Source organism: Umezawaea endophytica, assembly GCF_025061645.1.
Classification (GTDB): Bacteria; Actinomycetota; Actinomycetes; order Mycobacteriales; family Pseudonocardiaceae; genus Umezawaea; species Umezawaea endophytica.
The window spans coordinates 15,820-40,808 of the sequence record NZ_JANYMP010000022.1; the positions used below are offsets into that span (position 1 = coordinate 15,820).

Consider the following 24,989-nt stretch of genomic DNA (forward strand, 5'->3'; position numbering starts at 1 on the left):
ATGAAGAAGATCATCGCTCTGGTTGCGGTCGCAGGCGCCGTGTTGCTGTTCGTCAAGCGCAACAAGGCCGCCAAGGCTGACGCCGACCTCTGGCGCGAGGCCACCGCACCCACCGACTGAACCTTGTGAGGGCGGGCGCTCGTCTACCGCCCCCGAGAGGGGACGTAGCTCAATTGGCAGAGCACCGCCTTTGCAAGGCGGGGGTTAGGGGTTCGATTCCCCTCGTCTCCACCGAAGTAGTCCCGAACAAGCCCCTTCTCGCCGCGCTGCGAGCAGGGGCTTGTTCGTTGTCGGCGGGATCTCATCCCCGCTCAGGCGTTTTGCAGCTCCGGCGCTACTTGCCGCCGAGACGCCAGCACCTTGTCCAAAGCCCAGGCCCCAGGCCCGGTGAAGACGAGGAGCAGGAACACCCAGGAGTACATCGCCGCCAGTTCTCCGGTGTTCTCGATCGGCATCAACGCCTTCGGCTGGTGCACCGTGAAGTAGGCGTAGGCCATCGAACCCGAAGCGATCAAAGCGGCGATCCTGGTCCCGAGACCAACCATGATCAGCACCCCAGCCACGATCTCGATCACACCGCTCGGCCCGCTGGGCCACGTGGTGATCGACACCGGGGGTTTGGTGGTGAGGAACCCGAACAGCTTCTGGGCTCCGTGGCACGCGAAAAGCAGTCCCACCACGATCCTGAACAGTGCCAGTGCGTGGTCTCGACCGCGGTCGATAATGCTCATTCGTTGTCCTCACTAGCAGGGCGGCCGGCAGGGTAAGGACAAGCTAACGCCGATGACGTTGCGTGACTAGGTCCGCAACTTATCGATCATCGACAGCAAACTGATTGGATTCAGCAAGGTGAATCGTCTTGTGTCGTACGCAGTACCTTCCCTGCTGCTGATCGGAGTATTGGCTGGTTGCGGCACGGAGCAGCCGAGTGCAACATCAACTACGGGGAGCAAGACCAGCGCCGCGCAAGCTGCCACCACTGCGCCAAAAGAGGCGCCAGGGGCACCCCAGCCGGTTACTGACGGTGAATGCCCCTATCTTTCGACAGGGGAGGTCCAGGAGTCCAACGGACAGTTGGTGCGCAAGGTCCGGCTGTCGGAGGACAAGCCCAACCCGGCGTGCTTCTTCTACGCGAACTCGACGGACGTCCAACTCAGCGTCTGGGTCTACGAGGGCGACGCCAAGATCGCCAAGGCGATCGTCGACCGCGCCGCCCCGATCGCCGGGTCGAGCCCGGCGACCGCGCCGGAAGGCTGGAACGGCGGCTCGCTGACCTCGGACACCGGCGCCGTCTACGCCGTCGCGAAGGGCGCGAACGCGGTTGTTGTCACCAGCAACCAGCAGCAGACGATCAAGGCCCGCCGCATCACCGAGACCGTGGTGACGAACCTCGGGCTGGGCTGAGCGGGGAGACCGCTGGGCGCGCTGGAGCGGAGGTCCCCCGTCGGTCAGGGCCCCCGACGCACACGCTACGGCGGGGGTCCGACAGTTCTTGAAGGTCTGGGCGGGCTGTGGATAACTCGTTCGGGTGGTGTTCCAACGGGCGTACGGCGTCTCGACACGCCCGGATGGGAACGGCGTGAAGATGCCACTGATGGGTATTCGTCGTGGTGGGGCCTGACGCGTACGGCCATGTGGGCGAGCGGGGGGTTCGGGGTACCGCACGGTGGGTGGGGCGTGGCGGTTCCGGGTCGCGTTTCACGGGTGCGCGGAGCCGTAGGTGGCGGTCTGGTCGGGCACGCGGACGGTGGGAAGCGGGCAGTGGCGTTCAGGCTCCCTGGGAGGGAGTGCGCTGGAGCCCGGCCGGTCGACGTCCGCGTGCTCGTAGGACGGGGCTCGGGCGAGAGGTGGGGTCGCTGCCGTCGAACGCGCTTGACCTGGGCGTGATGGAGGTTCGACGGGTCGGGCTGGCCGGTCGTACTTCAGTTGGCGGTGCTCGGGCTTGACCTGGGCGCGGTGGAGGTTAGACGCCTCGGGCTGGCCGGGTCGTACTTCATCTTGGTGGTGCTCGCGCTTGACCTGGGCGTGGTGGGTTTCAGGACGAGCGCGCGCGGCCGTTCCCGAGCGTCCTCGCCACGCCCAGTTCCCCCGCGACCTCCGCGCGGTCGGGGCCCGTCGGTCGTCCTTCACGTCGCCACGGCGCGCGTGGTGGTGCTTGGTGCGGCGAGCCGCTGCGGATGGTGCCTGACCTGGGCGTCCGGTGGTTGCGCACGTGATCGGTACCCGGACACACCGAAGCCCCGACGCCGACTGATCGGTGTCGAGGCTGGGCGGCGTGGGTCGGGGGTCAGGCCTTGCGGTCTGCCACCTGGCCGTTGCGTGCGTGGTCCGCGTCGGTGCCGCGCGGGGTGGTGTCGGTCGGGCTTGGCGGCGGGGTCGGGACCGGGGTGGTGGTTGCCGGGGTGGGCGGTGTCGTGGTGGTCGTGGGCTCCTCGTGGAGGTGGACCTCCTCGGGGCGCTTGGTGAGCGCCACGTACCCGGCCACCGCGCCCGCGGTGAGGATGCCGAGGATCCACGGCCAGCGGCGGTGGCTCTTCGGCGTTTCGCGGGCGAAGTCCTTGCGGGCCTGCTTGGCGGCCTTGCGGACGTCCTTGGCGCGCACCTTCGCGTCCTTGCGGGCGCGGACCGCGGCCTTGGCGACGTCCTTGCGGATGACCTCGGCCTTGCCCATCAGGTCGGCGCGGGTCTGGCCGCCGCGCTTCGCGAGCTGCTTGCGCTGCTTGGCCAGCTTCTTCCTGGTCCGACGGGTCGACTTCTCGACCTCCTCGGCCTTCGTGGCCAGCACGTCCGCCGTCTCCGCGAAGATGCCGCGGAGCTGGTCGGCCGTCACGCCGCGCTCGGCGAGCTTGGTCTCGGCCTTCCCGGCAAGCTGGACCGCCGTTTCCGCTCCGACGTGCCCGGCGCGGACCGCGCCGCGGCGCGCCGCGCGCAAACCGGTTCCGACGGCCTTCCCGACCGACTCACCGGCTTTGGTCATGGCCTGCACCTCGTCCATATCGCGCTCCAGTAGCTGTCGGTCAGTCATGCACTAGGCATACCCATCCTGCCCGTTCCTGAACATCCGCGCCCGGGATGGCACGATGGTGTGGTGGCTGACAGCAACGAATCCTTCGTCGGGACCAAGGTGACGGCGACTCTGCGCACCTCGCAGGGCGACATCCGCATCAACCTCTTCCCCGACCACGCCCCCAAGACGGTGGCCAACTTCGTCGGATTGGCCGAAGGGACGAAGCAGTACTCGAAGCCCAACGCCAAGGGCGAAGCTTCGGGCCCCTTCTACGACGGCTCGATCTTCCACCGCGTCATCGCGGGCTTCATGCTCCAGGGCGGTGACCCCACCGGCACCGGCCGCGGCGGTCCCGGCTACCAGTTCGGGGACGAGTTCCACCCCGAGCTCCAGTTCACGAAGCCGTACCTGCTGGCGATGGCGAACGCCGGGCCGAACACCAACGGCTCCCAGTTCTTCATCACCGTGGGCCCGACGACGTGGCTCAACTTCAAGCACACCATCTTCGGCGAGGTGGCCGACACCGAGTCGCAGCAGGTGGTGGACAAGATCGGCGCCGCGCCGACCCTGGCGGGCGACAAGCCCGCCACCGACGTGGTGATCAACTCCGTGGCCATCGAGCGGTACTGACCCGTTCCGGTGAGCAACTCGGCAGTTCCTCCGCCGCCTGGTGAGCCGATCGGTGCGCAGCCGGAAATCCCGGTCTGCGTGAGGCATCCCGATCGGCAGACCAGGCTGCGCTGCGTGCGGTGCGAACGTCCGGCGTGCCCGGAGTGCCTCCGCGACGCGTCGGTCGGCTACCAGTGCGTCGACTGCGTCCGCGAGTCGCAGGGGTCGGTCCGCCGTCCCCGCACCTTCGTGGGCGCCGAGGTCGGTACGCGTCCGCTGGTGATGCCGGTCCTGATCGTCGTCAACGTGCTCATGTTCGTGCTCACCGCCGTCCAGGCGCAGAGCGCGCTGAACAACCAGCGCTCCGAGGTGTTCGAGGCGCTGGTGCTCTGGCCGCAGGGCGTCGCCCTGTTCGGCGAGTGGTGGAGGCTGCTCGGAGCGGGCTTCCTGCACTACGGACCGACGCACATCGTGTTCAACATGCTCGCGCTGTACGTGCTGGGCCGGGACCTGGAACCCGCGTTCGGGCGGGTCCGGTTCCTGGCGCTCTACCTGGTGTCCATGTTCGGCGGCAACGTCGCGGTGTTCCTGTTCGGCTCGCCGAACGCGTTGACCGCGGGCGCCTCGACGGCCGTGTACGGCCTGATGGGCGCGATGCTGGTCGCGGTGCTGAAGCTCAAGCTCAACCCCGGCACCGCGCTGGCCGTCATCGGCCTGAACGTGGTCCTCAGCTTCACGTTGCCCGGCATCTCGCTGGTCGGCCACCTCGGTGGCCTCGCCGTCGGCGCCGGTCTGGCCGCGGGCCTGATCTACGCGCCGCGGGAACGCCGCGAGCTGTGGCAGGGCGGCCTGGTCGCGGCCACGACGCTGGTGCTGATCGGCCTGGTGCTCGTGGGCTCGACCCAGATCGGGCTCTAGGGCCGCAACGCGTGCAGGACCTCGGCGACGTCCCTCGGGTCGGCGCCGAGGTCCAGCCACGTCAGCACGACCAGGTGCTCGTCCTCGCCGCGCTCCCAGTCCAGTTCGAGGCTGTGCGACTCGCGGCCGAGCCTGCGCGTCACGACGGGCCGGACCTTCACCTCGTGCCACGGGAAGTCGTGCACCCCGGTCAACGTCCGCACGTGCAGGCCGGAGTCGTCCACACGCAGCCGCGGCCGCACCACCGCCCCGTAGGTGCCGAGCGCGGCGCCCAGGACGGCCGCCACACCCATCAGCAGCCGGGCGGTGTTCTCCCCCGCCAGCAGGGCCGCGAGGAGCGCGACGGCGGCCAATCCCCAGGCCAGCGCGACGACGCCGGGTAGCGGGGCCCAGCTCCGGGTGGTCGGCTCGGCCGACGGAAGTGGTGTCACGGGGTCGAGTGTCCCGCACGGGCGGTAGATCTCCCGTACGGAACCTGTGGACAACTGGAGCCCGCTACCGGGGGCTTGTGCAAAATGGCGCAAAGTTGTCCACAGGGGTTGTCCCCAATGGGGATTACTTTTGGACCTGCGGTCACCAGGACGGGTGATGACGCCCGGTGAGCGCCGGACGCGCACCGGCCCGGACCGAGGTGGTCCGGGCCGGGTGGGGACGCGTGGTCGAAGTGGTCAGCGCCACTTCATGGTCATCAGCAGGCCCACGATCATCAGCGCGAAGCCGATGCCGAAGTTCCAGGACCCCAGGTCCATCATCACCGGGATCTTGTCACCGGCGATGTAGTTGACCACCAGCCAAGCGAGGCCGAGCAGCATCACACCCAGCATGACGGCGATGTAGAGGGGGTGCGAAGGCCCGGCTGCCTTGACCTTCACCGGCGTGCGGCGATCGGTAGGCGCGGTGTAAACGGCCTTCTTTCGGACCTTGGACTTCGGCATTCTGTCCTCGCCTGGTGTATTGCCTCCAGTGGCGCGAGTTTACGTCCACTGCTGGAGGAACACGTTAACGTAACCGAGCAGGTCCGCGAAGTGCTCTGCGGATCGGCGTCTTTCGCATTCACCTCGGCTCGGGAGGTTTCTCGGTGAGCTACGACCCGCCACCGCCGCCAGGCGGCCGTCCGGGCCAGCCGCCACACGCGCCCCGCCCCAGGCCATACCCGGCCTCTCAGGAGCCCTTTCGTGGCAGGCCCGTCCCTGGTCAGCGCCCTGTGGCGCCCGTTGGTGCCGGTCGGCGCCCGATGCGGCCACCACCCCGCCCACGCCCGGTGGAAGCGGCGACGGAGGTCCTCCCCAGGGTTGTGCACAAGCACGAGGACGTGCTCCCCAAGACCGAGCCTGAAACGGTCAAGATCCCGCGTCCGGCACCGCCGGACGGAGTCGCCCGCAAGGCCGTTCGGGGCTTCGGCGAGCTGATGATCACGGCCGGTCTGGTCATCCTGCTGTTCGTGGTCTACGAGGTGTACGTCACCGACCTCATCTCGGCGGGCAAGCAGGACGAGGCGACGACCGCGCTCGACGACCAGTGGAACGAGTCGAACACCGTCGCCCCGGTCGACCCCCAGCGCCAGGTCCAGTACGACCTGATCGAGGGCAAGGCCTTCGCCAAGATGTACATCCCGGTGTTCGGGCCGGACTACCACTTCTCGATCGTCGAGGGCACCACCGACAAGCACCTGGAGGTCGGGCCGGGCCACTACGTCGGCACCGCGCTGCCCGGCAACCCCGGCAACTTCGCCGTGGCCGGTCACCGCGTCGGCAAGGGAGCCCCGTTCAACGACCTCGACCTGCTGTCGTCGTGCGACGCGATCGTGGTCGAGACGCAGACCACGTGGGTCGTCTACCGGATGCTGCCGACCTCCGGCGAGGAAGCCGGGTGGGCCGAGGGCAAGGCGAAGAACCCGAAGTGCGCGAAGGTCGCGCCGCTCAAGGACTCGTCGAACCCCGCGAGCGGCCCGTACTCGAAGACCGTCGGCCAGGAGATCGTGACGCCGCAGCAGGGCGAGGTGATCAGCCCGGTGCCGCACTTCGCCGGTGAGCTGCCCGTCGCCGAGCAGGCCGCGCTGATGACCCTGACCACGTGCCACCCGCGGTTCTCCGACAAGCAGCGGCTGATCGTGCACGCCGTGCTGACGATGAGCTACCCGAAGGCCAACGGTTTCGTGCCGCCAGAGCTGAAGGAGCAGTGATGTACGGCTGGATCTGGCGGCACCTGCCGGGCCCGACGCCGGTCCGCGTGGTCGAGGCGCTCGTCCTGGCGCTCGGGATCATCGCGCTGCTGATGTTCGTGGTGTTCCCGTGGGCCGAGCCGCTGCTGCCGTTCAACAACGTCACGACCCCGTCGTAGAAACGCCGAGGGGCCTTCCGCAACCGCGGAAGGCCCCTCGGAACGCTTCGGGCGCTCAGCCGCGCGACACCGACACCATCGTGTGCCGGTCGACGACCTTGATCCGCTCCCGGCTCTCGGCCCGACCGAGCTCGCGCTCGTGCTCGTCGAGCTGCCGCCAGCCGTCGAACGTGGTGTAGCGGATCCCGCGCTGGTCGAGGAACCGCACGACCGCGTCGGGCTCCGGCCGCGCTGCCGCGGCCAGCAGCGGCGCGTCGGCCAGCAGGCTCGTCACGGTCTCCAGCGCGTCGCCCTTGGTGTGCCCGATCAGGCCGACCGGCCCGCGCTTGATCCACCCCGTCACGTAGACGCCGGGCAGCGCCTGCTCGTCCATGTCCAGCACGCGGCCCGCCTGGTGCGGCACGGTCCCGGTGGTGTGGTCGAACGGCAGTTCGGCGAGGTGCGTGCTCAGGTACCCGACGGCCCGGTACACGGCCTGGACCGGCCAGTCGGTGAACTCGCCGGTGCCGCGGACGCCGCCGTCACCGGTCAGCTCCATCGTCTCCGTGCGCAGCCCGGTGACCTCGCCGTCGCCGAGCACCTCCACCGGCGACTGGAGGAAGTGCAGGTGCAGCCTGCGGGGCCGGGAGCCCTGGTCGCGGATCGCCCACTCCTGGAGCGTCTTCACGACCATCTCGACCTGCTTGTTCGACCGGATCAGCGCCATGCTGGCGGCGCAGAACTCGATGCCCTCGGGGTGGACGACCACCTCGACGTTCGGCGAGTGGTCGAGTTCGCGCAGCTCGAGCGGGGTGAACTTCGCCTGGGCGGGGCCGCGTCGGCCGAACACGTGGACGTCGGTGACAGGGCTGGACTTGAGGCCCTGGTAGACGTTGTCGGGGATGTCGGTGGTGAGCAGCTCGTCCGCGGTCTTCGCGAGGACGCGGGCGACGTCGATGGCGACGTTGCCGACGCCGAGGACGGCGACGCTGGACGCGGTGAGCGGCCAGGTGCGGGAGACCTCGGGGTGGCCGTCGTACCAGGAGACGAAGTCGGCGGCGCCGAAGCTGCCCTGCTGGTCGATGCCGGGGATGTCCAGCTCGCGGTCCTTCTCGGCGCCGGTGGAGAAGATCACCGCGTCGTAGAACTCGCGCAGGTCGCCCAGCTTCAGGTCGACGCCGTACTCGACGTTGCCGAAGAGCCGGATCTGCGGGCGGTCGAGCACCCGGTGCAGCGCGCTGACGATGCCCTTGATGCGCGGGTGGTCGGGGGCGACGCCGTAGCGGATCAGTCCGTAGGGGGCGGGGAGCCGCTCGAAGAGGTCGATGCTGACCTCGGTGTCGGACTTCGTCAGGGTGTCGGCGGCGTAGATGCCCGCCGGGCCGGCGCCGACGATCGCAACTCGCAGAGAACGGCTCATGAGCATAGTTTAGGTGAGCCTAACCTCACTTCTAACGAGAGCATTGTCACGGCTACGCTGTGGGAATGCGCGTGCTCGTGGTCGACAACTACGACAGCTTCGTCTACAACCTGGTCCAGTACCTGGCCCAGCTCGGTGTGGAGTGCGTCGTCCGGCGCAACGACGAGGTGGACCTCGCCGAGATCGACACCGTCGGCGGAGTCCTCGTCAGCCCTGGTCCGAGCACCCCCGACAAGGCGGGTGCGAGCATGGACGTGATCCGGCACTGCGCCGCGAACGGCGTCCCGGTGCTCGGCGTCTGCCTGGGTCACCAGGCCATCGGCGCGGTGTGGGGCGGCACCGTCGACCTCGCCCCCGAACTGCTCCACGGGAAGACCAGTGTGGTGCACCACACGGGGAAAGGCGTGCTCAAGGGCGTGCCGAACCCGTTCACGGCCACCCGCTACCACTCGCTGACCGTGCTCCCGGACACGATCCCCGCCGAGTTCGAGGTGACGGCCAAGACCGACACCGGGATCGTCATGGGCATCCGGCACCGCGAACTCCCGGTCGAGGGCGTCCAGTTCCACCCGGAGTCCGTGCTCACCGAGGGCGGCCACCGGATGCTGGCGAACTGGCTCGCCGCGTGCGGCCACGAGGTGCCCGAGTCGACCGTCGCCACCCTGGAGAACGGGATGCGCACCCTCGCCTCCGCCGCCCGCCAGGCCTAGCCGGCCCTGACCCCGTTCACGGAGAAGGCCCCCTCGACACTCGTCGAGGGGGCCTTCTCCGTCTGGGATGTGGGCCGCGAAAGCCCAATCCCTTGCGGTAGTCCGAACCTAGCTGGACGGTCCGCCGACCTTGAACTCGGCGACGGAGATGCCGACCCGCTGGTTCTTGACGATCGGAGCGCCCGCCTTCGGGTCCTGCCCCTGGATCTTGTTGTTCTTGCTGATGTCCGTGGTGGCCGGCTTGTCCGTGACGACCAGTTCGCCGTTCCAGCCGCTCTGGTTGAGCTTGTTCTTGGCCTGAGCCTCCGTCATGCCCGTGAGGTCGGGCATGACGATCTGGTTGCCCTTCGACACCGTCAACGTGACCGTCGACCCCTTGGCCACCCGGCCGGGGTTGGGGGTCTGGCCCACGACCTGGCCCTGGTCCTGGTCGCTGTCGGCTTCCTTCGTCGTCACCTTGAACCCGGCCTGCTGCAACGTCGAGGTCGCGTCGCCGACCGACTGCCCGGTCACGTCGGCGAGCTGCACGGTGTCCGGTCCCTTGCCGAGCAGGACCGTGACCACGGCGCCCTTCGCGGCCTTCACCCCCGCCTGGGGGTTCTGCTGGGCCACCTTGCCGACCTTGGCGTTGTCCTCGACCTCGACGGTCTCCTGGCCCTGGACGAAGCCCCAGCCGTCGGCGCTCAGCTTCGCCTGCGCCTCCTGCGGCGTCATGCCCGCCACGTCCGGGACGGCGATCTGGTCCGGGCTGGTGCCGTAGGTCAGGGTGATCTCGGTCAGCTTCGGCACCGAGGTGCCAGGGGCCGGGTCGATCGCGAAGACCTTGTCGATGTCGTCGGCGGTGCAGCGCGGGGCCGCGCCGTTCTCGCCGGGCTGGCACGGCACCGGGTCGATCTTGTACCTGAGGCCGACCTCGTCGAGGCTCGCCTTCGCGGCGGCCAGGGTCTTGCCCGTCACGCCGGGCACCGGGACCTTGTCCGAGCCCGCGCTGGTGTTGTCGCCGAGCAGGCTCGACGTGATCCACGCGGCGAGCGCGATCACGGCGATGCACAGCAGCACGACCAGGGTGACCATGGTCGCCTTCTTGCGCTTCGCCCGGCGCTCGGCGTCCTCCTCGGCCAGCGGGTCGTACTCGTTCTGCTCGTCGCGCAGCGCCGACGGGCGGTGCCTGCCGGACGAGACGACCTCGGTGCGCGGCGTCTGGTTGAGGACCGCGGTGCGGTCCTCCGGTGTCATCACGGCGGGCGCCGACGGGCGCTGGCCGGACAGCACGCGCACCAGGTCCGCGCGCATCTCGGCGGCCGACTGGTACCGGTTCGCGGGACCCTTCGCCATGGCCTTCAGCACGATGGCGTCCAGCGCGGGCGTCACGTTCGGGTTCAGCGACGACGGCGACTTCGGGTCTTCCCGCACGTGCTGGTAGGCCACGGCCACGGGGGAGTCGCCGGTGAACGGCGGCTCGCCGGTGAGCAGCTCGAACAGCACGCAGCCCGACGCGTACACGTCGGAACGGCCGTCGACCGCCTCGCCGCGCGCCTGCTCGGGGGAGAGGTACTGCGCGGTGCCGATGACGGCCGCGGTCTGGGTCACGGCGGCCTGGCCGTCGTGGACGGCGCGGGCGATGCCGAAGTCCATCACCTTCACCGCGCCGGAGCGGGTGATCATGACGTTGGCGGGCTTCACGTCGCGGTGCACGATGCCGTGCCGGTGGCTGAAGTCCAGCGCGGCCGACACGTCCGCCATGACCTCCATGGCGCGCTTGCCCGACAGCGGGCCCTGCGTCTTCACCATGTCGCGCAGCGTCCGGCCGTCGACGTACTCCATGACGATGTACGGCAGCGGGCCGTACTCCGTCTGCGTCTCGCCGGTGTCGTAGACCGCCACGATCGCGGGGTGGTTCAGCGCCGCCGAGTTCTGGGCCTCCCGGCGGAAGCGCTCCTGGAAGGTCTTGTCGCGGGCGAGGTCGGCTCGAAGCACCTTGATCGCCACGTCACGGCCGAGACGAACGTCGCGGCCCTTGTGGACCTCCGACATACCGCCGTAGCCGAGGGTCTCACCCAGTTCGTAGCGGTTGGAGAGCAGTCGCGGAGTGCTCATCAGTGCGTCGTCCCGCTCCTCGTCAACGGTCTAACCATCGTGTCTAGCAGTTCGGTTTCGTGCTCGCCCAGCCTGGCGCGTTCCGGTCATCCAGGCACACAGGTCACCCTCACCCGTGAGCCGATCGCAACCTCACCCACCGGCGACACGTCGGAAACCATGCACCGGCCCTGGTCCCGAGGCTGCCCGCCCTGGTTCGTCTGCGACTCGGGTTGCAGCCCCCTGCTCGCCAACTTCTCCGTCACCTGGTTCACCGGCAGGTCCAGGTAGTCCGACTTCTCGATCCGGACCAGCGGCGTGCCGGGGAGCTTGTCCGCGGAACTCAGGTCCCCGGCCGCGCTGGGCTGGGACTCCTGCACAGGACGGGCTCCCGTGGTGCTCTGACTCGATCCGGCGTCTCCACCGTCCTTCAACACCGCGCGCAGCACGAAGACCCCTAGCACGATCAGCGCGACGACCAGGAGACCGACCATAACCCACAAAACGGCCCTCGCTCTCCCCTGAGGCCGCGGCGGATTCGGCAACGGACGGAAAGTACCCGTGTGCGGAGTGTTGTGTTGGATGGGGTGTTGACCCGACTGCATGACCTGCTGCACGGGCGGGAACCCCGGCTGCGACGACGGGTGCGACATCTGGAGACCGGGGTGCGTCATCACCGGTCCCGTGGCCATGGCCAGCCCGGACGGGGTCGGCAGCGGCCTGCCCGACCGCACCGCGGCGACCGCTTCGGCGAACTCGCCACCGTTGCGGTAGCGCTTCCTCGGGTCCTTGACCAGCGTGGCCTCGATCAGCGCGCGCGGACCCCCCGGCACGTCCGGCGGCAGCGGCGGCGCGATGTCGCGGATGTGCATCATCGCGACCGTGACCGCGTTCTCCGACCGGAACGGCCGGTGCCCGGTCAGGCACTCGTAGCCGCACACGGCCAGCGCGTACACGTCGCTCGCGGGTTCGGCGTCGTGGCCGAGCGCCTGCTCCGGCGCGATGTAGTGGGCGGTGCCCATCACCATGCCGTTGCGGGTCACCGGAGCGGCGTCGGCCGCCTTCGCGATGCCGAAGTCGGTGATCTTCACCTTGCCGGTGGGGGTGACCAGGATGTTGCCCGGCTTCACGTCCCGGTGCACCAGCCCGCGCTCGTGCGCGGCCTGCAACGCCGTCCCGGCCTGCTGGAGCACGTCCAGCGTGCGGTCGACGGTGAGCCTGCCGCGCGCGATGATCGCGGCCAGCGGCTCGCCCTCGACCAGTTCCATCACCAGGTAGGCCGTGTCCTCCGGCCCGTCCGGCATGGACGCGGTCTCGCCGTAGTCGTGCACCGCGGCGATGCCGGGGTGGTTCAGCGACGCGGTCGTCCGCGCCTCGATGCGGAAGCGCGTGAGGAACTCGGCGTCCCCGCTGAGGTCGGCCTTGAGCACCTTGACCGCGACGTTGCGGTCGAGCCTGGTGTCCTCGGCCTCCCAGACCTCGCCCATGCCGCCGACGGCGATCCGCCTGCTGAGGCGGTACCGCTCGGCGAGGAGCTGGCCGGTGATGAGCATCAGCGGCCAGCCAGGTAGGCGCCGATGACCGCCCTGCCGACGGGAGCGGCGACCTTGCCACCGGTGGCGCCCAGACCGCGGTCGCCACCGTTCTCGACGATCACCGCGACCGCGATGGTCGGCTTCTCCGCGGGCGCGAACGCGATGTACCAGGCGTGCGGCGGCACCGCGGCCGGGTCGACGCCGTGCTCGGCGGTACCGGTCTTCGACGCGATGTTCACGCCGCTCAGCCTGCCCTCGCCGCCGGTGTTCGTCTCCGACTTGAGCATCATGTCGCGCAGGGTGTTGGCGGTGTTCGCGCTGACCGCGGACTCCGCCTCGTCCGGCTTGGTCTCCTCGATGACCTCGAGGTCCGGTGCGATCAGCTTCTGCACCAGGTACGGCTTCATCCGCACACCGCCGTTGGCGATGGTCGCGGCGATGACCGCGTTCTCCATCGGGGTCATCTCGACGACGCGCTGGCCGATGCCACTCTGGAAGAGCGCCGCCTTGTCCGGCACCGGGCCGTAGGTGGACTGCGCCACCGTCAGCGGCATCGTCAGGCTGTTGTCGTTCATGCCGAACTTCTCGGCCTGCTTGGTCAGCTTCGCGTCGCCGAGTTCACCGGCCAGCTCGGCGAACGCCGTGTTGCACGACCTCGCGAGCGCCTCCTCCAGCGTCGCGGTCTCGCCGCCGCCGCAGGGCGTCCCGTTGAAGTTGGGGAGCTGCGTGTTGGTGTTCGGCAGCGTGATCGACCCGGCCGCGGTGAGCGGCGTGTCCTTGGTCTTGCCCTCTTCCAGCGCCGCCGCCGACACGACGACCTTCCAGGTCGAGCCGGGCGGGTAGGTCGCCCGCACCGCGCGGTTCATGGTCGGCTGGTCGCCGTCCTCGGCGGTGTACTCCTTCCACGCCGTCTCCTGCTCGTCGCCGTCGTGGCTGGCGAGCCGGTTCGGGTCGTAGGACGGGGTGCTCACCATCCCGAGGATGGCCCCGGTCTGGGGGTTGAGCGCGACCACCGAACCGGTGAAACCGCGGTTGGTCATCTCGTCGTACGCGGCCTGCTGGACCTTGGGGTCGACGGTGAGCTGGATGCTCGCGCCCTTGGGGTCGCGACCGGTGATCACGTCGGACAGCCTGCGCGCGAACAGCCGGTCGTCGGAGCCGTTGAGCAGGTCGTCCTCGACCCGCTCGATGCCGCCGCTGCCGTAGATCAGCGAGTAGTAGCCGGTGACCGGCGCGTACGCCGGGCCGTTCGTGTAGACGCGCTGGTACTTGAACGAGTCGCCGGTGCCCTTGACGTTCGCGAGGGGGGTGCCGTCGCTCGCGATGATCTGGCCGCGTTCCCGCGAGTACTCGTTCAGCAGCACGCGCTGGCGGTTGTGGTCGTCCTTGCGGTAGTCGTCGGCCTTGATCACCTGCACGTACGTCGCGTTGCCCATGAGCAGCAGGATCATCACCATCATGGCGATGCCGACGCGGCGGAGCGGTGTGTTCATTTCGGACGCTCCACCATGACAGTGAACTGGTCGGCGATGGCGGGCTGCTGCGGCTTCGGCTTCGGCGTGACCTTCGGGCCGCGCGCGGCGTCGGAGATGCGCAGCAGCAGCGCGACGAGGACGTAGTTGGCCAGCAGCGAAGAGCCGCCGTAGGACAGGAACGGTGCGGTGATGCCGGTCATCGGGATCAGCTTGGTGACACCGCCGACGACGATGAAGACCTGGAAGCACAGCGCGAAGCTGAGCCCGCCGCCGAGGAGCTTGCCGAAGCTGTCCCGGACGGCGATCGAGCTGCGCAGGCCGCGCAGCGCGAACACCGCGTAGATCAGCAGCATCGCGGACAGGCCGACGAAGCCGAGCTCCTCGCCGATCGCGGACGTGATGAAGTCCGTGTTCGCCTCGGGGATCAGGTCCGGCCTGCCCGCGCCGAGCCCGGCGCCGAAAATGCCGCCGGTGCCGAGGCCGAACAGCGACTGGGCGATCTGGTAGCCGCCGCCCGCGTCGTTGTAGGTCGCCAGCGGGTCGACCCAGTTCGCCACGCGCTGCTGCACGTGGTTGAACAGCTTCCACGCCACGATCGCGCCCGCGGAGAACAGGACGAGGCCGATCACCACCCACGCCGCGCGCTCGGTGGCCACGTAGAGCAGCACCAGCACGATGCCGAAGAACAGCAGCGAACTGCCGAGGTCCTTCTGCAGCACCATGATGCTCACGCCGACCGCCCACGCGGCGACCAGCGGACCGAGGTCGCGGGCCCGCGGCAGGTCGAGACCGAGGAACCGCCTGCCCGCCGCCGTGAACAGGTCGCGCTTGGACACCAGGAAGGCCGCGAAGAAGACCATCAGCAGGATCTTCGCGAACTCACCCGGCTGGATCGAGAACGCGCCGAACGTCAGCCAGATCTTCGCGCCGTTGATCTCCGGCGCGATGAAGCTCGGCAGGATGCCGGGCAGGATCAGCGCGACCAGGCCGACCAGACCCGCGGTGTAGCCGTACTTGGCCAGCGTCCGGTGGTCCTTCACGAACTTCAGCACCAGGCAGAACAGGACCAGCGCGACCGCCGTCCACAGCACCTGCTTCGGCGCCTTCGCGGAGTACAGCTCGCCCTGGATGACCTTGCCCTCGAACGCCAGGTCGATCCGGTGGATCATCACCAGGCCCAGGCCGTTGAGCAGCGCGACGCACGGCAGGATCACCGCGTCCGCGTACGGGGCCCACTTCCGAACCGCGAGGTGCGCCACCGCGAACAACGCCATGTAGGCCAGGCCGTAGTAGACGATCTGCATCGTCAGTGCCTGCTCCTGGTTCGCCTCCACCAGGATCAGGGCAGCCGTCACCAGGGCCGAGGCGAACCCGAGCATGACGAGTTCGGTACCCCGCCTCGTGGGCGGCCTCAAGCCTGGCGACGTGCTGGTCGCCGCGGAGAGCGGCGCCTCCCCGGTGGGGACCGGCGAACCCATCGACTACTGGCCCTTCCGTCGGCAGTCCGTGCCCGGCGTCTGCGTGGGGGTCTGCAACGGGGTGACTTCCGAGCTGGTCGTCGCCTGGGACGTCTCGGTGGTCGTCGTCGCCCCCGACGGCGGCACGGTGGTGGTGGTCGTCGGCGTCACCGAGGTCGACGGCTTGGAGGCGTCGGCGCACGGCGGCAGCACCTGCTCCGTGCGGAGCTTGCGGATGCCTTCCCTGGCTTCCTCCAGGCCGCCCTTCGTGATGCCGTTGCGCACGACGTCACGCGAGGAGACCCGGAGGTCGTTGATCGTGATCGGCTCGCACGCGGCTTCGGAGCCGGGCGGGCACGACCCCTCGGCGACCGCGTGCAGCGAGAGGCCGAGGAAGCTGCCGCTGACGCCGCGGAAGATCGACACCTGGCCGTCGTCCGTGGCGCCGATGTAGTACTGGCGCATCACCCACCACCGGGTGCCCAGACCCGCCGCCGCGACCAGCAGCAGCAGGAAGAACACCAGCAGGACCGCCTTGACCTTGCGTCGCCGCTTGATCTTGGGGTCCGGAGGGGGCGGGGGAGCCTCGGCGCGCACCGGGATCGGCCGCGGACCGGTGATCGAACTCGCCCGCGAGGCGGGGGAGTCCGGTGGCGGCGGGTCGGCGCTGCCGTCACCGGCGGCACCGCCGATGATCGGCGCGTCGTCGCCGAAGTCGATGTCGGCCACGTCGGCGACGATGACCGTCACGTTGTCCGGCCCACCGCCCTTGAGCGCCAACTCGATCATCCGGTCGGCGCACGCCTGCGGATCGGGGATCCGGATCGCCTCGTCGAGCGTCTCCAGGCTGACCACACCGGAGAGGCCGTCCGAGCAGAGCAGGTAGCGGTCGCCCGGACGCGCTTCGCGGACCATGAGGCGTGGTTCCACCTCGTGGCCGGTCAGCGCGCGCAGCAGCAGTGACCGCTGCGGGTGCGTGGCCGCTTCCTCCTCGGTGATCCGGCCTTCGTCGATCAACGACTGGACGAACGTGTCGTCGTGCGTGATCTGCGAGAACGAACCGTTTCGCATCATGTAGGCACGCGAGTCGCCGATGTGGGCCATCCCCAGCCTGCTCCCGGCGAACAGGACGGCGGTGAGCGTCGTGCCCATGCCGTCCAGGTCCGGGTCGCTGGCGACGAGTTCGGAGATGGCGCCGTTGCCCGCGATGACCGCTTCGCGCAACTGGCCGAGCAGGTCGTCGCTCGGCTCGTCGTCGTCCAGCGGGGCCAAGGCGGCGATCACGACTTTGCTCGCGACTTCACCGGCAGCATGGCCACCCATGCCGTCGGCGAGTGCGAGCAGGCGGGGGCCCGCGTACACGGAGTCCTGGTTGTTGTTGCGCACCAGGCCCCGGTCGCTGCGGGCCGCATATCGGAGGACGAGGGTCATGAGCGCAGCTCGATCACCGTTTTGCCGATTCGGATCGGAGAGCCGAGCGGGACCCGGAGGGGTGCCGTGACCTTCGCCCGGTCTAGGTAGGTGCCGTTCGTGGAACCGAGATCTTCCACGTACCAGTCAGTGCCGCGCAGCGAGATGCGCGCGTGCCGGGTCGACGCGAAGTCGTCGTCCAGCACGAGCGTCGAATCGTCTGCGCGGCCGATCAGGATCGGCCTGCCGTCAAGGGAGATCCGGGTACCCGTCAGCGCCCCGTGAGTGACCACGAGTTGCCGGGGGGCCTTGTTCCCCTTGGCGGCCTTTTCCGCGTTTCTTCGGAAGCCGGGGACTGAGACCCGCAACCCCGAGGCAGCGTAGAGATCGGAGCGGACCACCCGAAGTGCGGCCAGCACGAACAACCACAGCAGGACGAGGAAACCTGCTCTGGTCAGCTGCATCACCAGCTCTGGCACCGGTTGTAACCGCTCCTGCCTTGAGTGCTGTCACCGACGCCCGTATCGACCTCAGCCTTGCGTGCGGAACACCAGTGAGGAGTGGCCGATGCGGACGACATCGCCTTCCGCGAGCTGCCAAGTCTGCACTGGAGTGCCGTTCACTGTCGTGCCGTTGGTCGAACCGAGATCCGCGAGCATTGCACTCTGCCCATCCCACGTGATCTCCAGGTGCCTCCTGGAGACTCCTGTGTCGGGTAGGCGGAAGTCTGCTTCCTGCCCGCGACCGACCACGTTGCCCCCCTGTTTCAGGGGATACGTGCGGTTCGAGCCGTCGTCCAGGTGCAGCGTGGCGTTCAGCGTGCGGGGTCCGGACTGCACGGCCGGGGGCGCGTAGCCCGCCGCCGGGTCCTGGTAACCGCCCTGCTGCCCGTAGCCGCCCTGCTGGCCGTAACCCTGGTCGTAGCCCTGTTGGCCGTAACCCTGGTCGTAGCCCTGGGGCTGCTGCCCGTAGCCCTGGTCGTACCCGCCGGGGGCGGGCTGCTGGCCGTAACCCTGGTCGTAGCCCTGGGGCTGCTGGCCGTAACCCTGGTCGTAGCCACCGGGGGCGGGCTGCTGCCCGTAACCCTGGTCGTAGCCCTGCGCGGGCTGCTGGCCGTAGCCCTGGTCGTAACCCTGCTGGCCGTAGCCCTGGTCATAACCCTGCTGCGGCGGTTGTTGGCCGTAGCCCTGGTCGTAACCGGGCTGTGGCGGCTGTTGGCCGTAACCGCCCTGCCCATAGGGGTCGTGGCCGGGCTGGCCCTGTCCTTGTCCGTAGCCGGGAGGCTGGCTCATGGATCGGTCTCCTGCGGTGCGAGGTGGTGCTGACCGTCGGCTGGCAACTTTCACATCGGGGTCGACGGACGAGCTGGTTCGGAACTGTCCGGTGTGCAGCGCGTCGGAGCGCTCCAGGGAGACTACGACGTCACCATAGGTATCCCACCCAAACTCGGCCAGGTGCTCCCCGAGGGAGTCCCCGAGGAGTTGGGTGATGCGTAGTTCATCCTGCCCGTCACCGGCAAGCCGATCGTGGTCCTGCGGGCCGAGCAGGACCACATAGTGGTTCGGCGCGAGGAGTCTGCCACCCGCGAGCTCGCGGATGTTGCTCTCGGCCTCACGCTGAAGCGCCTGCGCTACTTCCTGCGGCACGACGTTTCCGCCGAACACGCGCGCAAAGGTATTTCCGACCATGCCTTCGAGACGGCGCTCGAAGCGCTGTACGAGGCCCACGGCAACACCCTCCGACTCGGTTGACTCCGACCCCGATCGTATCCGGGCTGACGTGGTGGGACACGGGCCAATTGGTAACCCGTCCAGAGGGCGTGCTAGTGTTCACCACGTCGCTCCGGGCGAGTGGCGGAATGGCAGACGCGCACGGTTCAGGTCCGTGTGTCCGAAAGGACGTGGGGGTTCAACTCCCCCCTCGCCCATCCTTACCCAGAAGGCCCTTGACCGCAGAGTACGCGGTCAAGGGCCTTCTGGCATTCACGACCGACCCGCTCCACCGACCGCCACCAGCGATCTTCGACCTGGCCCGCCCGGTGATCGCCGGGAGCGGTCGGCCCCGCGGACGGCGGGAGTGGCCCGTGACGGTGATTGGTCTGTCCTGGTTGGGCCATTCGCGAGCGCCGCCACCACTGCGGACGGCCGCCAGTTCGTTGATCGTCCGCCCCGCCGTTGATTCGGTTCCGGCATGGGTGATCTCAGTCACCCGGTCGAGTGACGGAGGACATGTGCGGGTCGTCACGGTCGTCGAATCCGGGGCGGAACGCCGGGGTCGACCGAACCCCCAAGTCGGTACGGGGTCCCGGAGATGTACTCGACCGGCTCGCGACCGCTGGGGTGAACCGGCTCGCGCCACGAGGTCGTCACCGCGCGGTGACGACTCCCCGCGACCCGCGTTCCCGCTGGTTCCGGGCGTCGACGGGCGCGGGGGCGGTCGAGGGACCTGGTGGGCGAACGACACGGTCCGCGCCGACCTTCTCCCGACCGCCGGGCAGGCCGCTGTGGGGCCCGTGGAGGCCCCAGGAGTCGAGGGGGGACCCGCCGAGCTGGTCGTCGGCCCGACCGGCGCTGTGGACGCGCTGGTCGCGCGGTCGGCGCCGCGGTGGGGGACAGGACCGTTCCGGTCGTCTGACCAGTGGTTCTCGGGTCGTCCGGTCGATTTGGCGCGCTGAACGGTCGACAAGCGGTCGGGCGGCCGTCCGGGCGCCCCTCGACGAGCGGAATCCCGGAGGCGATCCACGCCTACTGTCAGCTCGCCTTTCGGCCCGACCGCCCACACCGGCATCACCCGGACGGCGGCACCGTCGGGCTGAACTCCCCGAGGGTGCTATCTACCGGTCACCGACCGCTCGACGCCGCCGATCGCAGGGCCCCTTTCGGCCTGGAGGCACGGCCCGGTCCTCCTGCTACCAATTATCCAGAGCACGAGTCGAAACACGGCGGAACTTCCCGACCGTGATTCCCGAGGGAGGCCCTGGCGTGAGCAGCACACCAGCACGGATCGCGGTACCCGGTGACACACGGGCGCCGTCGGCCACTGCTGTTCCGGTTCCCGAACTCCCCGGCACCACCGAGGAGCTCGCCGCGTCCGCGGCCATCCGATTGGGGTGGCACGGGGTCGTGCTGCCCGAGATGGTCCTGATGGGTCGCCGAGTCGTGGTGGTCGCCGAGCTGATGGCCGACGCCCACGCCGAGCGCGTGTGCGTCGGAGCGGGCCCCGAAGCGGACCGCACCACGGTGTCCACCTGGGTGTGGCCCGAGATGGAGGGCCGGGTCCCCCCGTCCGCCGTCAAGATCGTCGGCGTCCTCGCCGTGGCCCGCCACTGGCGCACCGCGCTCGCGTCCGCCGTCCCGTTCGCCCGCTACGGCAACGCCGCGGTCGTCCTGCCCACGTCGGTCGCCTTCACCCACGACTACCTGACCAACTGCCTGCCCCGCGTGCGCCGCTACGGCGTCTCGGTCCTGATGGCCGACGCCGAGTCGAACGTCACCACGGACGTCACCGGCCGCAACGAGTACGTGCCGGTCGAGGACACCGCGACCACGCGCTGGGTGAATGAACTCGTCTACGAGCAGGTGCTCGCAACCGCTTCCTGACCTACCGTCGGAGCATGCGAGTAGTGATTGCCGGCGGCCACGGGAAGATCGCGTTGGAGTTGGAGCGGCTCATCGCCGCCAGAGGGGATTCGGCCACCGCGCTGGTGCGCAACCCCGACCACTTCAGCGACGTGTGGACGGCTGGAGCGGTACCTGTTCATTGTGATCTCGAAGCGGCCGACGTCGCCGCCGTGGCGGAGTACCTGACCGGTGCGGGCGCCGCGGTGTTCGCCGCTGGTGCGGGGCCCGGAAGCGGGCCGGACCGCAAGGGGACCGTTGACCGGGACGCGGCAGCGCTGTTCGCCGCAGCCGCCGAGCAGGCGGGTGTGCGGCGCTTCGTGCAGATCAGCTCGACGGGCATCGACAAGGCCGACGACCCGTCGGTGTCGCCCGAGTTCGCCGTCTACCTGAAGGCGAAGGGCGCGGCCGAAGAGGACTTGCGGGCGCGGGATCTCGACTGGACGATCCTGCGCCCCGGAGCGCTGACGGACGACCCCGCCACCGGCCGCGTCGAACTGGCCGAGAAGGTGATCAGGGGCTCGATCCCCCGCGCCGACGTCGCCGCCGTCGTGCTCGCCCTGATCGACAGGCCGGAGACGGTCGGCAAGACCCTCGAGGTGATCAGCGGGGACGCGCCGATCTAGGCGCCCAGCACCCGGTCAAGGTACGGGTTCGTGAAGACGTGCTCGGGGTCGACCTCGTCCCGCACGCGGCGGAAGTCGTCGAAGTGCGGGTAGCGCTCGCGCAGCACCTCGGCCCCGAGCGTGTGCATCTTGCCCCAGTGCGGCCTGCCGCCGACCGAGGCCGCGATGCGCTCGAACACGTCGAAGTACTCGCGGTAGGGCATCCCGAGGAACTGGTGCACCGCGATGTAGGCCGAGTCCCGGCCGGACGCGGTGGACAGCCAGATGTCGTCGCCCTGCGCGGTGCGGACCTCGACCGGCACGATCACGCCGTGGTCGAGCTTCCGCACCGCGGCCCGCAGTTCCCGGACCACCTCGTGCAGCGCTTCGCGCGGCACCGCGTACTCGGACTCGACGAACCGGACCCGCCGGGGTGACACGAAGACCCGGTGCGACTGGTCGCTGTAGACCCGCTCCGACAACGCCGCCGCGCACAGCTTGTTCAACGGCCGAGCGGTCGCCGGGACCGCCCGCGCGAGCCGGGCCACCACACCGAACACGGTGTTCTCCATGACCTCGTACTCGTAGAACTGCCGCAGCTTCGACAGCGGCTTCGCCTCGTGGTCGGCGGGGACCCGGTTGTTGCGCTTCACCAGGACGCCGTCGCCGTGCAGGAACCAGTGGAACTCGACGTGGTCCTCGACCGCGGTCAGGTCGTCGAACTCCGCGAGGATCCAGTCGAGGTGACCGGTGGTCTCGCGGGCGTGCAGCACGAACGCGGGCACGCACTTCAGGGTGATGGTGCTGATCACGCCGAGCGCGCCGAGGCCGAGCCGGGCGGCGTTGAACAGGTCGGGGTTCTCGCTCGCCGAGCACGAGGTGACCGAGCCGTCGGCCAGCACGAGTTCGAGCGACTCGACCTGGGCGGACAGCCCGCCGAGCTTCGCGCCGGTCCCGTGGGTCCCGGTCGAGATGGCACCGGAAATCGTCTGCGCGTCGATGTCGCCGAGGTTCGCCATCGCCAGCCCGAGCCGTTCGAGACCCGCGTTCAACTGCCGCACGGTGGTGCCCGACCGCACTTTGACCAGGCCGGATTCGCCGTCGGCTGAGATGATCCCGGTCCACGCGTTCAGATCGAGCGCGACACCGGGAGCGACCGCGATCTCGGAGAACGAGTGTCCGCTGCCGCGGGGGCGAACCGACCTCCCGTCAGCCCGAGCGGAGGTGATCGCGTGAGCGATGGCGTCGGTGCTGGCCGGGTGCTCGACCCGGTGCGGCGAGGCGGACGCGGTGCCCGCCCAGTTGGTCCACTGGGCCCTCATGCACGCCCCTCCTCGGACTGTGACGAACGATACGAACCGTAGGTGAAAGCTATTCACATTTCAAGGCTTGAGGACGTACCGTAAAGCCATGCAGCGCCGAACCCGCCTCGACACGGCAACGAAGGACTTCGATCCTCCGTTCGCGATCGTCGACCTGGACGCGTTCGACCACAACGCGGCCGACCTGGTCCGCCGCGCGAGCGGCAAACCGATCCGGGTGGCCAGCAAGTCGGTCCGCGTCCGCGACCTGCTGGAACGCGTCCTGGCGAAGCCCGGCTACGCCGGCGTCATGTGCTACTCGCTCCCCGAGGCGCTCTGGCTGTCGAGCCACGACCTCAGCGAAGACCTGCTGGTCGCGTACCCCACCGTCGACCACGGCGCGCTGCGCACGCTGGCCAGGGACGAAACCGCACTGAGCCGGGTAACCCTGGTGGTCGACTCCCTCGCCCACCTGGACCTGATCGACGCCGCACTCGGCGCCCACCACCCCACCATCCGCATCTGCCTGGAACTGGACGTCTCCTGGCGCCCCCTACCCGGCTTGCACGTGGGTTCCCGCAGGTCACCGATCCACAGCGCCCGAGACGCGGGCCAACTCGCCCGCAAGATCTCCGGCCGCACGGGCTTCACCCTCGTGGGCGTCATGGCCTACGAAGGCCAAATCGCGGGCTTGGGCGACAACCCCCCAGGCCAACCCTTCCGCGGAGCAGCGGTCCGCTGGATGCAAAAACGAAGCGCAGCGGAACTCATCGAACGCCGCAGCGCAGCGGTAGCAGCGGTCAGAACAGTCGTGGACCTGGAATTCGTCAACGGCGGCGGCACAGGCAGCCTGGAAGTAACCGGCTCCGACCCGTCGGTAACAGAACTTGCAGCAGGCTCAGGCCTGGTAGGCCCAACCCTCTTCGACGCCTACCGAACCTTCCACCCGGAACCAGCGTTCCTCTACGCCCTCTCAGTAGTCCGCCGCCCGGCAAAGAACACCGCGACATTGTTCGCAGGCGGCTACATCGCCTCAGGCACAGCCACCCAGGACCGCCAACCAAGCCCCTACCTACCAGCGGGCTTGGCAACACTCTCACTGGAAGGCGCAGGAGAGGTCCAAACCCCAGTCGTGGGCAAAGCGGCGGACTCACTAAGACTGGGCGACAGGGTGTGGATGCGTCACGCAAAAGCAGGCGAACTAGCAGAGCGCTTCACCCACGTACACCTCCTGGCAGGCAACGACGTGGAACGCACCATCCCCACCTACAGAGGCGAAGGCCAAAGCTTCGGCTAACACCCTGACCTGCGGACAGTGGTCCAGTTCACCCTGTGGACAACAGGAGGACGTCTATCCCTAGTGGTCAACCCGACCACCACCCACTAGGGCTAGACCAAGCCTCAAAGCCTGTGGACAACCCCTGTGGACAGCCTGTGGACAACTAGACACACAGCCCACCTCTTTCGGCCCCCCCCGGCCGCCCCCCCCCCGCACCGAACGCAACCGCAACCCTTCCTCGCCCTTGGGCCCCCGGCCGCACCTCGCACCGAACGCGACCGCAGCCCCCCGCCTGCCTTTCGGGCCCCCGGCCGCCACCCGCCCCGAACGCCCCCGCAGCCTCCCCGCCCTTGGGCCCCCGGCCGCCCCCCGCATCCAACGGCACCGCAACTTTCCGTCCCTCAACCCACCCCACCCCCCAACCGCACCCCGATTTTCCGCGCACATCGTGACTCCTTCGCTTTGTCAAGGCATCTTTCCCGCCTTGACAAAGCGAAGGAGTCATCGAGACACTCACGCGATCGGGGTGTGCTTGGGCTCTGAACCCAAGCCCCTACTTGGGCAACCGCGTGGACAAATACCCGCGAATCAACGACTTGGCCTCATCCAGCACCCTCTGCTCCCCGTTCGGATCAATCCGGAACGCCAGATCCAGCACCCCGTCCGCAGCCTGAACAGCCACAGCGATCGGCAACTGGAGCTCGTCCAACGGGATCCCGAACTTCGCCGCGATCAACTCCACCATCCGATCGGAGATGACCGCGTTGTTGTCCCGCTTGTCGTCCAGCAACCGCATGTCCACCGCGTCACCGAAGCGGACCTTGCTGAACGCGGGCACGTCCCGGTGCATCCCGACGTAGGCGTCGAAGATCGTGTCCACGGCGTCCCACCAGTGCTCCAGCGGTGTCGACCCGAACCGCGCCGTGATCGTCTCCATGAACTTGTCGAGGTTGCGCATGGTGAGTGCTTGCACCACCGCGCGCTTGTCGGGGAAGAACTGGTAGAGAGAGCCGACGGCAACTCCCGCGCGTTCGGCGATGAGTGTTGTCGTCACCCCGTCGTAGCCGACTTCCTCGATCAGCGAGGCACACGCTTCGAGCATCCGCTCGACGCGTTTGGCGCTCCGTTGCTGCACCGGTTGACGGCGCAGCGGGGTGGAACTGGTCACGGCGACTCCATGCGACGACGTTGGGACTCCCATAGTGCCTGCTCGACGCGTTTCGCACTTCCCTGTGAAGCGCAACACGCTTA

General features: G+C 69.0%; 23 protein-coding genes, 2 tRNA genes and 1 pseudogene. 12 read left to right on the forward strand and 14 right to left on the reverse strand.

All coding sequences use genetic code 11. The features are described 5' to 3' along the window. Both NZH93_RS34930 and NZH93_RS34935 read left to right on the forward strand, forming a co-directional pair. Positions 1–117, forward strand: a pseudogene (locus NZH93_RS34930) (DLW-39 family protein); the annotation flags it as partial. A 41-nt stretch (positions 118–158) separates the two neighbouring features. Next, positions 159–231, forward strand: a tRNA-Ala gene (locus NZH93_RS34935). A gap of 80 nt (positions 232–311) precedes the next feature. On the opposite strand, the gene NZH93_RS34940 is transcribed toward NZH93_RS34935, so the two are convergent. Then, positions 312–731: a DoxX family protein gene (locus tag NZH93_RS34940; RefSeq protein ID WP_259627562.1), complete on the reverse strand. Its 420-nt coding sequence runs from the start codon at positions 729–731 to the stop codon at positions 312–314. A gap of 130 nt (positions 732–861) precedes the next feature. Between NZH93_RS34940 and NZH93_RS34945 the strand changes: the two genes are divergently transcribed. Next, the gene (locus NZH93_RS34945; RefSeq protein WP_308214272.1) at positions 862–1,404 is read left to right on the forward strand and encodes a DUF2020 domain-containing protein; all 543 of its coding nucleotides are present in this window, start codon (positions 862–864) and stop codon (positions 1,402–1,404) included. An 883-nt stretch (positions 1,405–2,287) separates the two neighbouring features. On the opposite strand, the gene NZH93_RS34950 is transcribed toward NZH93_RS34945, so the two are convergent. Then, entirely contained in the window at positions 2,288–3,025 is a 738-nt protein-coding gene (locus NZH93_RS34950; protein ID WP_259627564.1) for a hypothetical protein, read from the reverse strand. 63 nt (positions 3,026–3,088) lie between these two features. On the opposite strand from NZH93_RS34950, the gene NZH93_RS34955 reads away from it, so the two are divergent. Together NZH93_RS34955 and NZH93_RS34960 are read left to right on the forward strand one after the other, a co-directional pair. After that, positions 3,089–3,637 carry a peptidylprolyl isomerase gene (locus tag NZH93_RS34955; protein ID WP_259627565.1) on the forward strand — a complete coding sequence of 183 codons (549 nt, stop codon included), beginning with the start codon at positions 3,089–3,091 and terminating at the stop codon, positions 3,635–3,637. Between the two features lie 78 nt (positions 3,638–3,715). Beyond that, a complete protein-coding gene (locus tag NZH93_RS34960; protein ID WP_259627566.1) occupies positions 3,716–4,534 on the forward strand; it encodes a rhomboid family intramembrane serine protease in 819 nt (272 codons plus the stop codon). Here NZH93_RS34960 and NZH93_RS34965 read toward each other — a convergent pair. Together NZH93_RS34965 and crgA are read right to left on the reverse strand one after the other, a co-directional pair. Next, positions 4,531–4,965, reverse strand: a complete 435-nt coding sequence (locus tag NZH93_RS34965) for a PH domain-containing protein (RefSeq protein WP_259627567.1) — start codon at positions 4,963–4,965, stop codon at positions 4,531–4,533. The genes NZH93_RS34960 and NZH93_RS34965 overlap by 4 nt on opposite strands. Positions 4,966–5,202: 237 nt before the next feature. Next, entirely contained in the window at positions 5,203–5,469 is a 267-nt protein-coding gene (gene crgA, locus NZH93_RS34970) for a cell division protein CrgA (protein WP_259627568.1), read from the reverse strand. Positions 5,470–5,828: 359 nt separating this feature from the next. Here crgA and NZH93_RS34975 point away from each other — a divergent pair, with 359 nt between their 5' ends. Together NZH93_RS34975 and NZH93_RS34980 are read left to right on the forward strand one after the other, a co-directional pair. After that, positions 5,829–6,716, forward strand: coding sequence for a class E sortase (locus tag NZH93_RS34975; protein WP_372506964.1), 888 nt, complete (start codon positions 5,829–5,831; stop codon positions 6,714–6,716). After that, complete coding sequence (locus tag NZH93_RS34980; RefSeq protein ID WP_259627569.1) at positions 6,716–6,874, forward strand: hypothetical protein; 159 nt, start codon at positions 6,716–6,718, stop codon at positions 6,872–6,874. Before NZH93_RS34975 ends, NZH93_RS34980 begins: the two co-directional genes overlap by 1 nt. A 55-nt stretch (positions 6,875–6,929) precedes the next feature. Here NZH93_RS34980 and NZH93_RS34985 read toward each other — a convergent pair whose 3' ends face one another. Continuing rightward, positions 6,930–8,273 (reverse strand): FAD-dependent oxidoreductase, encoded by a 1,344-nt coding sequence (locus NZH93_RS34985; RefSeq protein WP_259627570.1) that lies wholly within the window; start codon positions 8,271–8,273, stop codon positions 6,930–6,932. Between the two features lie 65 nt (positions 8,274–8,338). On the opposite strand from NZH93_RS34985, the gene NZH93_RS34990 reads away from it, so the two are divergent. After that, a complete protein-coding gene (locus tag NZH93_RS34990; RefSeq protein ID WP_259627571.1) occupies positions 8,339–8,983 on the forward strand; it encodes an aminodeoxychorismate/anthranilate synthase component II in 645 nt (214 codons plus the stop codon). A gap of 108 nt (positions 8,984–9,091) precedes the next feature. Here the strand turns inward: NZH93_RS34990 and pknB are convergent, their stop codons facing one another. The 7 genes from pknB to NZH93_RS35025 form a co-directional block, all read right to left on the reverse strand. Then, positions 9,092–11,080: a Stk1 family PASTA domain-containing Ser/Thr kinase gene (gene pknB, locus NZH93_RS34995; RefSeq protein WP_259627572.1), complete on the reverse strand. Its 1,989-nt coding sequence runs from the start codon at positions 11,078–11,080 to the stop codon at positions 9,092–9,094. Positions 11,081–11,166: 86 nt separating this feature from the next. Continuing rightward, positions 11,167–12,612 (reverse strand): protein kinase domain-containing protein, encoded by a 1,446-nt coding sequence (locus tag NZH93_RS35000; protein ID WP_259627573.1) that lies wholly within the window; start codon positions 12,610–12,612, stop codon positions 11,167–11,169. After that, positions 12,612–14,087 carry a peptidoglycan D,D-transpeptidase FtsI family protein gene (locus NZH93_RS35005; RefSeq protein WP_259627574.1) on the reverse strand — a complete coding sequence of 492 codons (1,476 nt, stop codon included), beginning with the start codon at positions 14,085–14,087 and terminating at the stop codon, positions 12,612–12,614. The genes NZH93_RS35000 and NZH93_RS35005 overlap by 1 nt, the downstream gene beginning before the upstream one ends. Further along, positions 14,084–15,547 (reverse strand): FtsW/RodA/SpoVE family cell cycle protein, encoded by a 1,464-nt coding sequence (locus NZH93_RS35010; RefSeq protein ID WP_259627575.1) that lies wholly within the window; start codon positions 15,545–15,547, stop codon positions 14,084–14,086. Before NZH93_RS35010 ends, NZH93_RS35005 begins: the two co-directional genes overlap by 4 nt. Before the next feature lie 3 nt (positions 15,548–15,550). After that, on the reverse strand, positions 15,551–16,957 hold the full coding sequence (locus tag NZH93_RS35015) for a PP2C family protein-serine/threonine phosphatase (RefSeq protein WP_259627576.1): 1,407 nt from the start codon (positions 16,955–16,957) through the stop codon (positions 15,551–15,553). Next, on the reverse strand, positions 16,954–17,415 hold the full coding sequence (locus NZH93_RS35020) for an FHA domain-containing protein FhaB/FipA (RefSeq protein ID WP_259627577.1): 462 nt from the start codon (positions 17,413–17,415) through the stop codon (positions 16,954–16,956). The genes NZH93_RS35015 and NZH93_RS35020 overlap by 4 nt, the downstream gene beginning before the upstream one ends. A 51-nt stretch (positions 17,416–17,466) precedes the next feature. Then, the gene (locus NZH93_RS35025; protein ID WP_308214273.1) at positions 17,467–18,663 is read right to left on the reverse strand and encodes an FHA domain-containing protein; all 1,197 of its coding nucleotides are present in this window, start codon (positions 18,661–18,663) and stop codon (positions 17,467–17,469) included. Positions 18,664–18,780: 117 nt separating this feature from the next. Between NZH93_RS35025 and NZH93_RS35030 the strand changes: the two genes are divergently transcribed. The 3 genes from NZH93_RS35030 to NZH93_RS35040 all read left to right on the forward strand — a co-directional run bounded on the left by NZH93_RS35030 (position 18,781) and on the right by NZH93_RS35040 (position 21,179). Then, a tRNA-Leu gene (locus tag NZH93_RS35030) sits at positions 18,781–18,863 on the forward strand. A gap of 1,054 nt (positions 18,864–19,917) precedes the next feature. Then, positions 19,918–20,535 (forward strand): hypothetical protein, encoded by a 618-nt coding sequence (locus NZH93_RS35035; protein ID WP_259627578.1) that lies wholly within the window; start codon positions 19,918–19,920, stop codon positions 20,533–20,535. Between the two features lie 14 nt (positions 20,536–20,549). Then, entirely contained in the window at positions 20,550–21,179 is a 630-nt protein-coding gene (locus tag NZH93_RS35040) for an NAD(P)H-binding protein (protein WP_259627579.1), read from the forward strand. Here the strand turns inward: NZH93_RS35040 and NZH93_RS35045 are convergent. Further along, positions 21,176–22,480, reverse strand: a complete 1,305-nt coding sequence (locus NZH93_RS35045) for a D-arabinono-1,4-lactone oxidase (RefSeq protein WP_259627580.1) — start codon at positions 22,478–22,480, stop codon at positions 21,176–21,178. The two genes, NZH93_RS35040 and NZH93_RS35045, sit on opposite strands and share 4 nt — an antisense overlap. 88 nt (positions 22,481–22,568) lie before the next feature. Between NZH93_RS35045 and NZH93_RS35050 the strand changes: the two genes are divergently transcribed. Continuing rightward, positions 22,569–23,756 (forward strand): amino acid deaminase/aldolase, encoded by a 1,188-nt coding sequence (locus tag NZH93_RS35050; protein ID WP_259627581.1) that lies wholly within the window; start codon positions 22,569–22,571, stop codon positions 23,754–23,756. 535 nt (positions 23,757–24,291) lie between these two features. Here NZH93_RS35050 and NZH93_RS35055 read toward each other — a convergent pair. Further along, a complete protein-coding gene (locus NZH93_RS35055) occupies positions 24,292–24,939 on the reverse strand; it encodes a TetR/AcrR family transcriptional regulator (RefSeq protein WP_259627582.1) in 648 nt (215 codons plus the stop codon). Positions 24,940–24,989 lie beyond the last annotated feature (50 nt).

Bases quoted from the DNA above. Each gene is read 5' to 3' on its own strand.
- NZH93_RS35005 (WP_259627574.1), bottom strand. From the start codon at position 14,087: ATGAACACACCGCTCCGCCGCGTCGGCATCGCCATGATGGTGATGATC.
- NZH93_RS35015 (WP_259627576.1), bottom strand. From the start codon at position 16,957: ATGACCCTCGTCCTCCGATATGCGGCCCGCAGCGACCGGGGCCTGGTG.
- NZH93_RS35055 (WP_259627582.1), bottom strand. From the start codon at position 24,939: ATGGGAGTCCCAACGTCGTCGCATGGAGTCGCCGTGACCAGTTCCACC.
- NZH93_RS34940 (WP_259627562.1), bottom strand. From the start codon at position 731: ATGAGCATTATCGACCGCGGTCGAGACCACGCACTGGCACTGTTCAGG.
- NZH93_RS34950 (WP_259627564.1), bottom strand. From the start codon at position 3,025: ATGACTGACCGACAGCTACTGGAGCGCGATATGGACGAGGTGCAGGCC.
- NZH93_RS35000 (WP_259627573.1), bottom strand. From the start codon at position 12,612: ATGCTCATCACCGGCCAGCTCCTCGCCGAGCGGTACCGCCTCAGCAGG.
- crgA (WP_259627568.1), bottom strand. From the start codon at position 5,469: ATGCCGAAGTCCAAGGTCCGAAAGAAGGCCGTTTACACCGCGCCTACC.
- NZH93_RS35050 (WP_259627581.1), top strand. From the start codon at position 22,569: ATGCAGCGCCGAACCCGCCTCGACACGGCAACGAAGGACTTCGATCCT.
- pknB (WP_259627572.1), bottom strand. From the start codon at position 11,080: ATGAGCACTCCGCGACTGCTCTCCAACCGCTACGAACTGGGTGAGACC.
- NZH93_RS35040 (WP_259627579.1), top strand. From the start codon at position 20,550: ATGCGAGTAGTGATTGCCGGCGGCCACGGGAAGATCGCGTTGGAGTTG.
- NZH93_RS34990 (WP_259627571.1), top strand. From the start codon at position 8,339: ATGCGCGTGCTCGTGGTCGACAACTACGACAGCTTCGTCTACAACCTG.
- NZH93_RS34980 (WP_259627569.1), top strand. From the start codon at position 6,716: ATGTACGGCTGGATCTGGCGGCACCTGCCGGGCCCGACGCCGGTCCGC.
- NZH93_RS34985 (WP_259627570.1), bottom strand. From the start codon at position 8,273: ATGAGCCGTTCTCTGCGAGTTGCGATCGTCGGCGCCGGCCCGGCGGGC.
- NZH93_RS35010 (WP_259627575.1), bottom strand. From the start codon at position 15,547: ATGGGTTCGCCGGTCCCCACCGGGGAGGCGCCGCTCTCCGCGGCGACC.
- NZH93_RS35045 (WP_259627580.1), bottom strand. From the start codon at position 22,480: ATGAGGGCCCAGTGGACCAACTGGGCGGGCACCGCGTCCGCCTCGCCG.